Source organism: Acidobacteriota bacterium, from assembly GCA_030697165.1.
In the GTDB taxonomy this organism is placed as follows: domain Bacteria; phylum Acidobacteriota; class Vicinamibacteria; order Vicinamibacterales; family UBA2999; genus 12-FULL-67-14b.
The window spans coordinates 214,194-227,982 of sequence record JAUYQQ010000015.1 but is presented as its reverse complement, the minus strand read 5'-3'; the positions used below and the strand labels follow the sequence as shown (position 1 = coordinate 227,982).

The window sequence follows — 13,789 nt, the reverse complement described above, 5'->3', positions numbered from 1 at the left end:
GCGCTACCTCTGCAGCAGATAGGTCATCTTCACCACGAGCTGGCGATCCTGCTTGCCGAAAATGTCGGCCGGCAGGCCGGTCTGGGATAGGTCGTTGTAGACGACGTAGAGGTCGCTGCCGGGACGATAGATGAAGTTGAAGCGGACGTTGTTGGTAATCTCGTGGGTCGAGGTGTTGTACTGGGTCAGGCTGCGGATGGTCATCCGCGGCGAGAACGTGTAGTCAACCCGCAGCGTTGACAGGTTGACCAGGAAGTTGCCCCACGGCATCTGCACGTCGTTGCGGTTGTACTGCAGCTCGGTTGAAAACCGGCTCGACGCGCGAATGCCGGCCGCCGCGGTGATGGTCAGGCGGGTGCCGTCGTAGAACTGGCTGGGCGACACCGTGACGCGCTCGTAGACCCGCTTGCCGGGGCTGGTGTTGAAGGTGAACATCCACTCGTTCATCTGGTAGCTCCCGGATGGGATCACCACCGCGGGCCGGATTCGGAACGGCTGGTCGAGCACGTCCAGCGTCTGCTGGAAGACCACGTTGATGAAGGAATCGTCGCGCAGCGTCGTGCCCAGCATGTAGTGGTGCTGCCGGCCGATCATTCGGTTGGCCTGGTCGGTGGTGTAGGTCAGCACATACATCGGCTCGAACAGCTTGACGCTGCCTCTCGTCGGCCGCGGGGTCGGCCCGAAGTAGGCCTTGGTGGTGCGGATGCCGGTGCGCTGCACGAAGCCGGCCTCGGCGTTGAAGTTCTCCTGCACGTCGAGGTAGTTCAGCCACAGGTTCCACTTCGGGTCGCGGTAGGCGACGCGCCCGTAGTAGGCCAGGTCGTTGCCGTCCTTGCCCGGGGTCTGGGTCTTGGCGAGGTACGAATTGATCTGCAGGTTGGCGCTCGGCGCCAGGACGGCGTCGACGCCGAAGGTGCGGTTGAAATGGGTGCTGCCCTCGAGCGTGTCCTTGTTGATGAACAGCGCCCCGACCCGCGAGCGCCGGAACACATCGCGGCTGTAGCGGCTTACGAAGAAGTTGTCGCCGGGCCGGCCGAACTGCGAGTCGGTCTGGATGTCGAGCACGCCGATGTTGTTCTTGCCCGACTTGCCGGCCAGGCGCACGCCGCCGAGGATGGGGATAGGCGTGCCCGCGTCCGAGAGGCCGATGCGCCGGCTGAAGAAAAGGTCGGTCTGCACCGGCGCCGAGGTGAAGGCCGACCCCGTGCCCATGGTGAAGAAGTTGGAGTTCTCCAGGAAGAAGTCGCGCTTCTCCGGATAGAACAGGCCGAAGCGGGTCAGGTTGACCTGCTGCTCGTCCACCTCAACCTGCGCGAAGTCGGTGTTGAGCGTGATGTCCATGTTCAGGCCGGCCGTGACGCCGTAGCGCGCATCAAGGCCCACGTCGTGGATGGCATCGAAGGACGACACCGTGGGCGACGTTCTCAGGTTGCGGCCGCCGCCCACGAAGAACGGCTTCAGCCGCAGGTCGAGCCCGCGGCTGATGCCCGACAGGCCCTGCAACTCGCCGGCCAGGCTGACCTTGGTCAGCGTGTAGGCCTTGGGAATCGCCGCCCACATCACGGTCTCGTTCTTGCGGCGGATGTGGCGCTGGAAGTTGATGCCCCACACCTGGGCATCCTTCGGCACGAAGCGCACCGTGCTGAACGGGATCGCGATCTCCGCCGTCCAGCCGTCAGGCAGGATCCTGGCCGCCGCATCCCAGATGCCGTCCCAGTTGCGATTGATGTTGGCGGTGGTGCCGCGCCCGCCGCCTTCGCCCTCGTCGAAGATCTGCTGCTCGAGCTTGGCGCCGAGCGGGGTGGTCAGGAACATGTAGCCGTTGCGAGAGTCGTGGAAGGTATCAACGATGATTTGGAAGTTGTCCTCGTCGAACAGGCGGTCGGCATCGCGGCGCATCTCGGTGGCGCTGACCGGCAACGACGCGTAGGCGCGCACGCCGATGAACAGGCGGCCCTTGTCGTAGAGCACCCGCACCTCGGTGCGATCGGACGCCGGCAGGCCCTCGCGCGGCTCCTGTTGGACGAACTGGTCAACGACATTCGCGGATGCCCACACCGCCTCGTCCAGCACACCGTCGATCGTGGGGACCGCGGTGGCCAACACCGCCCTGACCGATGGCCGTTCGCCACTGAGCGGTGCCGCGGCCGGTTGCTTGGCCGATAGGTCGGCCGGCGCCGCGGGAGGATGAACGTGCTCCTGGGCAGCGGACACTGATGGCAGGCTCGCCAAGGCGATGGCGAGAAGACAACACGAGACAAACTGGGGCGTCATGGACACGCCCATTTTATCCGCGCCCCCGTTCCGCTTACAGCGCGGGACTACCGAACGCGCTCGACGTAGCCGTCGCCGGTGAACATTCGGATCACCTTGCCGCCCTCTTCCACGAACCGGACAATCTCGCCGACTGGTCCGCCGCCCACGGGCGCCACGTAGCGGAACTGGCCGTTGCCAATCGGCTCCAGCCGGATCGGACTATCGAGGTTCGCCGCATTCGGGTTGATGATCACCAGCCGCTGGTTGAGTTCGATCACCTGCGACTCGCCGCCGCGGCCGCGATAGAGCCCGGCGAACCGCGACCACGATGGGTCCCACGTCATGGTCATGGCTGGCGCGGGAGTGGCCGCCTTCGCCACCGCCTCGCCCACCGTGTTCATCAACTGTGTCGCGATCGCGCCCGGGTTGGCATCGTCCGCATTGGTCAGCACGATCACGCCGACCTTGCCTTCGAGCTGCATCACCGTGTTGGTCTGATAGCCGGGATAGCTGCCGCCGTGCGACACGTACACCTTGTCGCGGTCGCGGCGTACCGCGAAGCCAATGGCGTTACCCTGCGTCCAGTTGTTCTCGAGCATACGGACACGGTGCATCTCGCGCAGTGAGCCGGTGCTCAGGATCTGGCGGCCGCCCATGCGTCCTTTCCGGAACTGCGCCGACACGAACTTGGCCATGTCGTCCACGGTTGAGGTGATCCCGGTCGCCGCCGCCATGCCGCGGGCGTCGATGAACGGATTGACGGCGCGCGTGCCGTCCGGCATCAGCCGGCCGTAACCGACCGCGAGACCACTGACGTTCTGGTCGACGCTGGACGAGGACATCCCGAGCGGCGCGTAGATGTGCTGCTGCACGTAGTCGGCCCATTGCTGGCCGCTCACGGTTTCGATCACCATTCCGGCGATCGCAAACGCGAGGTTGGAATACTTCCAGCGCACGTCTGGAGAGAACGGCGCCTGCCGCTCAGCCATCAGTTCGCGCAGTTGTTCGGTGGAGGGGAAGTCAAAGGTCGTCCAGTGCGAGCCCGCTTCGCGCGGCAAGCCCGAGCTGTGGGTCAGTAACTCTTCGATCGTGATCGGCGGATCATCGGACTCGGCGGGCTTGACCTGGAACCATGGCAGGTACTTCGACACCGGGTCGTCCAACCGCAGCTTGCCCTGCTCGCGCAGCTGCATGATGGCAGTGGCCGTGAACAGCTTGCTGTGCGACGCCATGCGGAACCGGGTCTGCGGCGTCATCGCCACCTTCTGGCCGGTGTCGGCAAAGCCGAAGCCGGCTGCCCAGACCAACTCCTGATCGGCGACCACGCCGACCGCGATGCCCGGCAGGTGTCGCGACACGATCTGGCCTTCGAGCCAGGCGCTGAACAACCGCTGCGCGCCCAACACGTCGGCGTCGCGAGCGATGGTCGCGGCGGCCGCCGGCGCCTGCGCCCGCAAATGCGAATGAGGCGCGCCAACCAGCAGCACGCACAACACGCCGGCGGTCATCACCAACCGGCCAAGAGTTGAGAGCGACATCGCTAACCTCCAGCAGCAGACGGGTTTCGTGAGCGGCAGTCTACCCCGGCGATGAGATGGAAAGAAGCTGCGGTGCCGGGCCGGGCTCAGCCGGTGACGGCGAACAGCGGCGGGTGCTGCACTCGGTTTGCTGACTGGTCCTGCCACGCCTTGGCCAGCGCGACCAGGTCGCCCTCGCGATACAGGTGGCCTGAGAACATCACGCCAGCCGGCGATCCATTCGACTTGAGACCGTTGGGCACCGCGATCGAGGGATGTCCCGTCAGGCTCATTACCGGGTTGAGGCTGGTGCGCGAGTCGAGCGTCAGGGTGGTGAACATCACCGCGTCGACCGCGCTCATGGCCCGCGCCACCTCCTGCATGATCACCGCGCGCCGACGGTTGGCCTGCAGGTAATCGACCGCCGTCACCAGTTGGCACGCGCGCAGGTAGCGGCTGGTGCGCGGCCGCAGGCCCTGGTGCTGGCCCGACACCGTGAAGCTGTCGAACGCCGCCGCCCGCTCCACGTACTCGATGAAGTAGCTGAGGTCGCCGCTCGGAAACGTCAGCGCGTGCATCGTGCAGCCCAGTCGCTTCAGCCCGGCGAGCGCGCGGCTGTTGTTGGCACGCTGGTCGGCGTCGGTGTCCGCCTCGAGCATCGCCGGCACGTAGCCGATGCGCTTCGGATAGCGACCCGGCGTCGCGTCCCACGCGACCGGCGCCTCTCGCACCGCGAGGTCTCGGTGGTCCGCTCCCGCGATGGCGCGCAGCACGATCGCACAGTCCTCGGCATGCCGGCACATCGGGCCAATCTTGTCGAGCGTGGTGCCGGCGGCCATCACGCCGTAACGGCTGACGCGACCGAACGTCGGCCGCAGGCCGACAATGCCGCAGCGGACGGCGGGGGAGAGAATCGAGCCACCGGTGTCGGTGCCGATGGCGAACCCGACCAGCCCGGCGGCGGTCGCCGCACCCGATCCGGCTGATGAGCCGCTGGAGCCCTCCGACAGATTCCACGGGTTGTTGGTGCGCCCGCCGGCCCACTGATCGCCAAACGCCATCTCACCGGTGGTCAGCTTGGCGACGAGCACCGCACCGGCCTGGTGCAGCCGCTCGACGACGGCGGCGTCTTCGTCGAAGGCCTGCCGTTCGAGTGGCGGCGCCCCCCAGCGGGTGGGGTATCCCTTGGCGGACATGATGTCTTTGACGCCGTACGGCACTCCGTGCAGCACACCGCGATATTTGCCGGCGGCGAGCTGCTTGTCGGCCGCTGCGGCCTCTGCCAGCGCGCGCTCTTCGGTCAACTGCGCGACGCAGTTCAACTGGCCGTTGTAGCGCTTCACTCGCGCCACGTACATCGTCGTCAATTCGACGGAGGTGACTTGTCGGGACTGCAGCAGGTGGGCCAAGTGCGTCACCGGCCAGAAGGCGACGGCTTCGAGATTCAGCGGACGACGCACGCGAGGCGTGGGTGCGGGGCGAAACGTGGCCGTCGGCATCGGCCGTGGCGCCACCCCTGGTGGGTTGGGGTCGAAGTGAATCGGCAGCGGCGAGGCGTTGGTCAGCGCCGGCTTGTCGATGCCTTCAGCGCCCCGCGCGAGGCTCGACAAGGAATCCACCAGGTCCTGGCACTCCTCATCGGTCCAGTCGAGCCCGGCCAGCCGCGCCGACTCGCGGACCATCTCGAGCGTGACCTTCTTGGTGCCCGGCTGCATCTGCGCCCACAGCACGCCGGGCAGCAGGGTGTGGCCGAATCCGGTGGTGGCGAAGAAGGCGAGCAGGGCGCGGCGATCCAGCATGGGGCAGATTCTAGCGCCAATGTCACGGGCCGGATCAGTGTGGTGTCCGCCTTTGGGCGGACCGGCAGGAGCTGGTTACGGCTTGCCGATGCGATAGAGCGAGGTCGCCGTGCGGATGAAGAGGCTGTCGCGGTCGATCGCCGGCGAGGCCATCGTGAACTCGTCGAGCACGTTCCGGCCGATCACCTTGAATTCGGGCCCCGCCTGGATCACGTAGGTGGTGCCGTCCTCGCTCATCGCAAACAGTTTGCCGTTGTAGGCCCAGGGCGATGCGGTGAAGCCGCTGGCCGTCGGATCGAGCCGGACCTTGGTGTAGATCTCCTGGCCGGTTTTCGCGTCGTGAGCGGTGAAGAATCCGCGATCGAACAGCGTGTAGTAAAAGTCGCCGTAGATGATCGGCGAGGGGTTGTACGGTCCGCCTTGTGGCAGCGACCAGGCGATCGAGCCGCTACTGGTCTCGCCTTTGGCCAGCGAGATGTCACCCGACGCTCCGGGCTTGACGGCGTAGACCGGGCGCGTGGCATCGCCGACATAGCCGGAGGTCACATAGAGCAGTCCGAACTTCGAGAACGGCGTGGGAATGGCGATGCTCGACATGGGGCCGAGCTGCCACAGCAGCTTGCCCTCGAGGTCGTACGAGCGGATCTTGCCCGTGGCCGCCGTTACGATCTCTGTGCGCCCGGCGTGTTCCCAAATGTACGGCGTCGCCCAGTTGCTGCCTTCCTTGCGGTCAACACGCCACACTGTCTTGCCGGTCCTGGCGTCGAGCGCCGTCAGGTAGGACTGCTGGTCGTTGTCGTTGACCAGATACAGCCGGCCGTTGTGCAGCACCGGCGACGCGGCAGTGCCCCAGCCGTTGCGGGTGGGGCGGGGCTCGATCGGCGCCGACCACGCGAGCTCGCCGCCGAGGGTGTAGGCGTAGAGGCCCACGTTGCCGAACAAGACGTAGACCCGCTGGCCGTCGGTCACCGGCGTTTCAGAAGCGTAGGAGTTCTTGACGTGGCGCGACATCGGCAAGCCGCGGCGGGCCTCGCGTTCCCAGACGATCTTGCCGGTGCCGCGGTCGAGCGCGTAGACCATCCAGCGATGTTCCACCGTCGGTGCCGGGCGTTCGCCGCCGAAGTAGAGGCCCCGCCGCGGTGCTTCAGTGTCTCCGGCCGGCACCACCGACGTCAGGAAAATGCGATCGCCCCACACCACCGGCGACGACCACCCGTGGCCGGGAATGGCGGTCTTCCACCGTACGTTGCTGGTGGCGCTCCAGCTCTCGGGCAAGCTCGCCGAGTCGGCTGCCACCCCCGTCGCCCCGGGTCCACGCAACTGCGGCCACTGCTCGCCGTAGGCGACAGTCCCAAGCGCCAGCACGACTGTCGCGAGCAGCACCCGAGGCACGTTAGGCACGTTAGGCACCCTACTCCGGCAGATCTTCGCCCTTTGGTTCAGGCAAGAAGAAGCTGGTGACGAGCCCCGCCGCGTAGACGAACGTCACGGTGATGGTCGCGGCGTACGCCAGTCGTGTTGAGGGCAGGTCGCCCGGCATGTAGTTCACGAGCTGCGTCGTGATGAACGCAAAGCTCGTCCCGATCATGCGGCCGCCGATGTTCGCGGCGAACCCTTCACCGGTGCCCCGCAGGTGAGTGGGATAGACGCGAGGTAAGTAGTTACCCCAGAAACTCAATTGGCCCACGGTAAAGACGCCGGCCAGGAACATGCCCCACTTGGTCATCTCGAGGCTGTTGGTGGCGGCGTACCAAAAGACGAACGGGATGATGATCAAGCCCGGGATCTGGAACGTGCGGATCAGCTTGCGCCGCGACAGGATCCGCAACGCCAGGAACGCGAGCAGGAAGCGGCCGGCGAGCCCGCCGAACTCCTGGTAGGCCTGCACCAGGCTGGCCGTCTGTTGCTGCTGCGGCACCGCCAGCACGCGCACCTCGTCCAGGCCCGGCACGATCCGGGGCATCTGTTGGATGGCGCCGAACGCCGCGCCGTACGCGAACGCAAACATCAGCGTGGTGACGATGGTGGTGCGCCGCAACTCAGGCGTGAACAGTTGTGCGAGCGATGGCCGCCGCAGCGTGCCCGCGGCCTTCTTGGCCTGCCAGGCCGGCGACTCGGGCAGGAACGGCCGGATGATGATCAGCGGCAGCGCGGGAATGACGCCCGAGATCAGCGTGTAGCGCCAGGGCGAATGACCGCCGGCGATCTCCGGGAACGAGTTCGCATAGGTGACGGCGATGGCGTACGCGCCGGTGACCATGAGGCCGCCGACCGACGAGAACGCCTGCGTGTAGCCGAGCGCCGCCTCGCGCTGCTTGGCGTCGGGGAAGATCTCGGCGATCCAGGCGACCGCGGCGACGAACTCGACGAAGACGCCAATGTATGTGGTCGAGCGGAAGAACAGCAGCCACTCGATGCTGGTCGCGAACCCGGCCGCAAAGGCCGAGAAGGCGTAGAGCAGGATGCTGTACACCAGCACGCTGCGCCGGCCGAACCGGTCGGTCAGGTAGCCGCCCAGCAGGCCGAAGGCGCCGCCCACGAGCGCCGGGACCCAGAAGAACATCCCGACCCAGAAGTTGAAGTCTGGGGTGCCCGGACGGGCGCCGGTCAGCTCGGCAATCGCCGGCCCCACCACCAGCGGCGCCATCAGGATTTCGTAAATGTCGAACGCAAAGCCCAGGGCGGCAACGCCGCAAATGAGCCATTGCAGGGGAGTCAGTGTGGGACGGGGAATGTTGGGCATGCGTCTAAGGGGGCGTATCAACGAAAATGACGGCCTTCACCATGCTCGCTCTCCGAAGCCATAGGGGCCGTTCCGTAGGAACGGCCCGCTCGAGATGTCGAACATTCTCTCCACAGAAGTGGGGACAAGTCGCGACACGTCTTGCGTCGGCCGCGCGTAGTATACGAGACGGGAGCTGATTATCGTGCGTTTCGTGATGACCCTACTTACGCTTCTCGTGGTCCCGGCGTTGACCGCCGCGGCCCAGACCTCGGGTACCCTGTCGGGCCGCGTCGAGGACCCGACCGGGGCGGTCGTGCCCGGCGTGTCCATTTCGGTGCGCCACCTGGAACGGGGCGTCGAGCGCGACACCGTGACCGGCAGCGACGGCCGGTTCGTCCTGGCCGCCCTACCCGTCGGCGCCTACGATGTGCGGGCCGAACTGTCCGGGTTCAAGCCGGTCGTCCGCCAGGGCGTGGCCCTGACCGTCGGCGAGGCGGTCGCGATCGAGTTCACGCTCGAGGTTGGCGGCCTGGCCGAGGCGGTCAATGTGGTGGGCGCCGCGCCGGCCGTGAATACCCGCACCGGCGAGCTCAGTTACCTGGTCGAGGCGCGCACGATCGAGCAGCTCCCCCTGAATGGGCGTAACTACACCGACCTGGCGTTCCTGCAGCCGGGGGTCACGCCGTACCCGTATCGCGACGGCGGCTCGGTCGTGGCGCACGGTCTCGGCATGTCGGTGAATGGCCAGGACCCGCGCGCGAACGTCTACCTGCTCGATGGCACCCTCCTCAACGACATGACCAACGGTCCCGCCGGCAGCGCCGCCGGGACGTCGCTTGGCACCGAGACCGTGCAGGAGTTTCGCGTCGAGACCAACGCCTACGGCGCCGAGTTCGGCCGCATGAGCGGCGGCCAGGTGAACGTGATCACCAAGGCCGGTTCCAACACCCTGGGCGGCACGGCCTACGAGTACCACCGCAACGACGCGCTCGATGCGCGCAACTACTTCGACGTCGGCACCAAGCCGGCCTTCACGCGCAACCAGTTCGGCGTCACGGCCGGCGGCCCGGTGCGCGAGAACAAGCTGTTCTACTTCCTGGGCTACGAAGGCCTGCGGGAAAACCTGGGCCGCACCATCACTTCGGCGGTGCCCGACGCCAACGCGCGTCGCGGCCTGCTGCCCGACCCCGCGAACCCGGGGCAGTTCATCAACGTCGGCGTCAACGCCGCGGTTGCGCCGTATCTCAACGAGTACCCGGTCCCGAACGGCGCGAGCCTTGGCGACGGCACCGCGCTCCACAGCTTCCAGTTCGATCAGACCATTGACCAGAACTTCCTGCAGGGCCGGGTGGACTACAACCTGTCGCCGGGCAGCCAGTTTTTTGCGCGTTATACGCTCGATGACGTGGACCAGCGGTTGCCGCTCGACTACCCGCAGTTTCCGCGTGCGTTCGTGTCGCGCAACCAGTTCTTCACGGCCGAACTGAAGCAGGCGTTCTCGTCGAACCTGCTCGCCAGCTACCGCGGCGGCTACAGCCGCACCCGCGTGGGGCAGGACGTCGAGGCCAACACCACGCTGCCGCCCTTCGTGCCAGGCCGCGAGTTCATGGGCAACATCGACGTCGGCGGCCTGCAACGCTTCGGCACACAGGCCTCGGTGGACGTGCGCTTTCTGCAGCAGGTCACCAGCCTGTCGGCCGACTTCGTGTGGACCCGCGGCCGCCACCTGATCCGCACCGGCGCGCTGGCCGAGCACTATCAGCAGGACATGGTCAACCCGACCTTCAGCCTGGGCACCTACTCGTTTGCCAACCTGCGCGCGTTCATGGAGAACCGCGCGACCAGTTTCATCGGTCTCACACCCGTGGCGCAGTTCGGCCGGCAGTGGCCGTTCTGGCTGGCGGGCGGCTACGTGCAGGACGAGTTTCACGCGCACGAGCGGCTCACGGTCACCGCCGGCCTGCGTTACGAATTCATGACCATGCCCATCGACACCGGTGGTCACGATTCGGCGCTGGTCAACTTCACCGATCGCACGGCGACTGTCGGGCGGCTCTACGAGAGCGCCGACTACAACAACTTCTCGCCTCGATTTGGTGTGTCGTGGGATGTCGCCGGCGATGGCCGCACGGCGGTGCGCGGCGGCTATGGCCTGTACTACGCGACCAACAGCTCGCAAAACCTGATCGTCACCGTCACGAACCCTCCCGACACCCCGCGTGTGGTCTACCAGGCGCCGACGTTCCCGAACCCGCCGTTCGAGCGTGCCTTTGGCCTGTCGATCCGCCCGGTGCAGTGGGACGGGGTGACGCCGTCGATTCACGTCTGGAACGCCAACGTCCAGCGCGAGCTGCCCGGGCAAATGGCGCTGACGCTCGGCTACGCCGGCTCGCGCGGTTACGACCTGCTGCGCAGTAGCGACCTCAATACCGCCGTGCCGACGACCGGCGCCGATGGCCGTCCGTTCTTCCCCGCGGGCGGGCCGCGGCAGAACACCGCCTGGACCACCATCGAAGCCAAAACCTCCGACGGCGACTCCTGGTACAAGGCTTTGATCGTCGACCTGCGGCGGCGCTTTGCCGACGGCTGGTCGTTCCAGGCGTCGTACACGTGGTCCGACTCCGAAGACACCACGCAGGCGTCGACGTTCTTCTCCGACGCCACCAACGGCACGACCTCGGCGTTTCCCGAGTACCTCGACGGCTACAACCGCGGGCCGTCCGACTTCGACGTTCGGCACAACTTCGTCGCGAACGCGACCTGGGACATCCCGTGGGGCCGCGACCTGACCGGCGCCGCCGGCGCCGTCCTGGGCGGGTGGCGCCTCTCGGCCATCGGCACCTATCGCAGCGGCTATCCGCTCACGGTGTTCGTGCAGAACAACCGCTCGCGATCGCTGTGGCAGCCGTCGCTCGGCCCCGGCATTGGCCGCGACCGCCCCAACTACGCGCCGGGTTTCAGTGCCGGGAATGCCGTGACCGGCAATCCCGCACAGTGGTTCAACCCGCTCGCGTTTGCGCTGCAGCCGGCGGGCACGTTCGGCAACACCGGACGCGGCGATTTGCGCGGGCCGGACCTGCGCGTGGTGGATCTGGCCATGAGCAAGGACTCGACACTCGGCGGCTCGCGCCGCCTCGAGTTGCGGGTCGAGGTGTTCAACCTCTTCAATCGCGCCAACTTCGGCGTGCCCAACCTGACCGCTTTCGCCGGCGCTGCCGACGGCGAGGCCGCGCTTGGCAGCTTCGGTCGCATCCGCAACACCGTGACCTCGGCCCGCCAGGTGCAACTGGGCGTGCGCCTGCGCTTCTGATTGCCGCCCGCGAAACAGGAGTTCACGAGATCAGGAGTAACTCCTATTCTCCTGATCTCCTGTTTACGTGGCAGAATCGGGCGCGAGTTTCAAAAGGAGAGCCAGTATGTGGATAGCGTTGGCCGCGAGCGCGGCGTTGTCGTGGGGGTTGTACGGAGCGTCGCTCCATAGGGGGCAGACCGAGTTGGGCAACCCGATGCGCGCGATGTTGTGCGTAGGCGTGGCCTACTTCCTCATTGCCGTGCTGGTGCCGGCCGCGGCCCTCACGCAGCAGGGCGAGTGGCGCAACTTCACGGTCACCGGCACCGCCACGGCGACCATCGCCGGGATGCTCGGCGCCCTGGGCGCGGTGTGCATCACCTATGCCTTCCGCAACGGCGGTACCCCCACCATCGTCATGCCGCTGGTCTTCGGCGGCGCGCCGCTCATCAACGTGATCGCGACCATGATCATGCACCCGCCCAAGACAGCCCCGAGCCCGATGTTCTTTGTCGGGGTGGTGATGGCTGCCGCCGGCGCCGGCATGGTGCTCTACTACCGCCCCGCGCCGTAGGGCCGCCGATTCAAGGGCAGCCACCGATTAGGCGCAGATTAGTCACAGATTTATCTATGTGTTTGGCCCATTGATCTGTGTTTAATCTGTGTGAATCTGCGGCTGTGATCGGTGGCCCGTAAACGAGACGGCGGGTCGGTGGGTATTGTTATCCGAGGTTCTATGCGAAACGTGCTTGGTCTGACGACGGTCTTGCTGGTTGTGGCTAGTACTGCCGGGCTGGCTCAAAACTGGCCCCACTGGCGTGGCCCCTCGCACGACGGGGTCAGCAAGGAAACCGGGCTGCCCGTCTCCTGGAGCGCCACCTGCGCCGACGCGCCGGTCTCCGGCGGCGACGGCGGCAGCGGCAGCGGCGGCCCGTTCTCGGCCGACGAGGCCGAGCCCGCGCAGTTTCCCGGCGGTGGCGGCAAGCAGGGCCGACCCATCGTCCCTACGGTCTGCAACAACATCGAGACCAAGAACATCGCGTGGCGGCTGCCGCTGCCGGCCTACAGCGGCTCGACGCCGATCATCTGGGGCGACACCATCTTCCTGAACGTCGCGACGGCCAGCAATTCCGGCGTGCTCGAGCTGTGGTCGATCGATCGCAACAAGCAGGCCGTCAACTGGAAGCGCCCGCTCACCAACTCCAATCACATGGAGCGCAAGCAGAACATGTCGTCGCCCTCGCCGGTGACCGACGGCAAGTACGTGTGGGTGATGACCGGCCTCGGCGTGCTCAAGGCGTTCGACTTCGGCGGCAAGGAAGTCTGGGCGCGCAACATCCAGGCCGACTACGGCAAGTTCGGCTTGAACTGGGGCTACGCGTCTTCGCCGCTGCTGAAGGGAGACGCCCTCTACGTGCCCGTGCTGCACGGCATGAAGACGGACGACCCGTCGTACATCCTCAAGATCGACAAGCTGACCGGCAAGACCGTGTGGCGGGTCGAGCGTCCGAACCCGGCCGTGCACGAGTCGCCTGACTCGTACATCACGCCGGCCTGGATTGAAGCGAACGGCCGCGCGGAGCTCATTATCACTGGCGGCGACGTGGTGTCGGGTCACGACCCGGCCACCGGCAAAGAGTACTGGCGCGCCGACGTGCTGAATCCCGAGCGCAACGGCGCGTACCGCATTGTCGCGTCGCCGACCATCGTCAACGACTTGATCATCGCGCCGACGCGCGTGAATCCGTTGACCGCCATGCGGCCCGGCGGCAGCGGGGACGTGGCGAAGACCCACGTGGCGTGGCAGTTCGCGCAGGGGCCCGACGTGCCAACACCCGTGAGCGATGGCAAGTTGCTCTACATCGTGCGCGACACGGGCGTGGCCTTCGCGCTGGATGTCAAGACGGGTGCAACCGTCTATGGCCCCGTCAGGTTGCCGTCTGGCACCTACAGCGCGTCGCCGATTCTGGCCGATGGCAAGATCTACGTCACGACCGAAGAAGACGGGCTGACGACGGTCTACACCGCCGGTCCGAAGTTCGAGATCCTGTCGTCGAACCGCCTGCTGAACGACTGCGCGCCCTACTGCCTGAGCACGGTGGCCGTGTCGGAAGGGCAGCTGTTCATGCGCACATCGTCCTATCTCTGGGCGATCGGCGACCGTTCGACTCGCCCACGGCCGTAGGCCGTCGGCTCGCTCACG

General features: G+C 66.5%; 8 protein-coding genes. 3 read left to right on the top strand and 5 right to left on the bottom strand.

The genetic code is table 11. The features are described 5' to 3' along the window. Nucleotides 1-3: 3 nt before the first annotated feature. From Q8T13_14665 to Q8T13_14645, 5 genes are all read right to left on the bottom strand, one after another. A complete protein-coding gene (locus Q8T13_14665; GenBank protein MDP3719002.1) occupies nt 4-2,274 on the bottom strand; it encodes a DUF5916 domain-containing protein in 2,271 nt (756 codons plus the stop codon). A gap of 47 nt (nt 2,275-2,321) precedes the next feature. Further along, complete coding sequence (locus Q8T13_14660) at nt 2,322-3,794, bottom strand: serine hydrolase domain-containing protein (protein ID MDP3719001.1); 1,473 nt, start codon at nt 3,792-3,794, stop codon at nt 2,322-2,324. Between the two features lie 86 nt (nt 3,795-3,880). After that, entirely contained in the window at nt 3,881-5,572 is a 1,692-nt protein-coding gene (locus Q8T13_14655; GenBank protein MDP3719000.1) for an amidase, read from the bottom strand. Between the two features lie 75 nt (nt 5,573-5,647). Beyond that, nucleotides 5,648-6,973 carry a PQQ-binding-like beta-propeller repeat protein gene (locus tag Q8T13_14650; GenBank protein ID MDP3718999.1) on the bottom strand — a complete coding sequence of 442 codons (1,326 nt, stop codon included), beginning with the start codon at nt 6,971-6,973 and terminating at the stop codon, nt 5,648-5,650. A gap of 10 nt (nt 6,974-6,983) precedes the next feature. Continuing rightward, the gene (locus Q8T13_14645) at nt 6,984-8,315 is read right to left on the bottom strand and encodes an MFS transporter (GenBank protein ID MDP3718998.1); all 1,332 of its coding nucleotides are present in this window, start codon (nt 8,313-8,315) and stop codon (nt 6,984-6,986) included. Nucleotides 8,316-8,511: 196 nt separating this feature from the next. Between Q8T13_14645 and Q8T13_14640 the strand changes: the two genes are divergently transcribed. The 3 genes from Q8T13_14640 (at nt 8,512) to Q8T13_14630 (ending at nt 13,771) form a co-directional block, all read left to right on the top strand. Beyond that, a complete protein-coding gene (locus Q8T13_14640) occupies nt 8,512-11,607 on the top strand; it encodes a TonB-dependent receptor (GenBank protein ID MDP3718997.1) in 3,096 nt (1,031 codons plus the stop codon). A gap of 106 nt (nt 11,608-11,713) precedes the next feature. Then, complete coding sequence (locus tag Q8T13_14635) at nt 11,714-12,160, top strand: hypothetical protein (GenBank protein MDP3718996.1); 447 nt, start codon at nt 11,714-11,716, stop codon at nt 12,158-12,160. Nucleotides 12,161-12,361: 201 nt separating this feature from the next. Further along, nucleotides 12,362-13,771: a PQQ-binding-like beta-propeller repeat protein gene (locus Q8T13_14630; GenBank protein MDP3718995.1), complete on the top strand. Its 1,410-nt coding sequence runs from the start codon at nt 12,362-12,364 to the stop codon at nt 13,769-13,771. Nucleotides 13,772-13,789 lie beyond the last annotated feature (18 nt).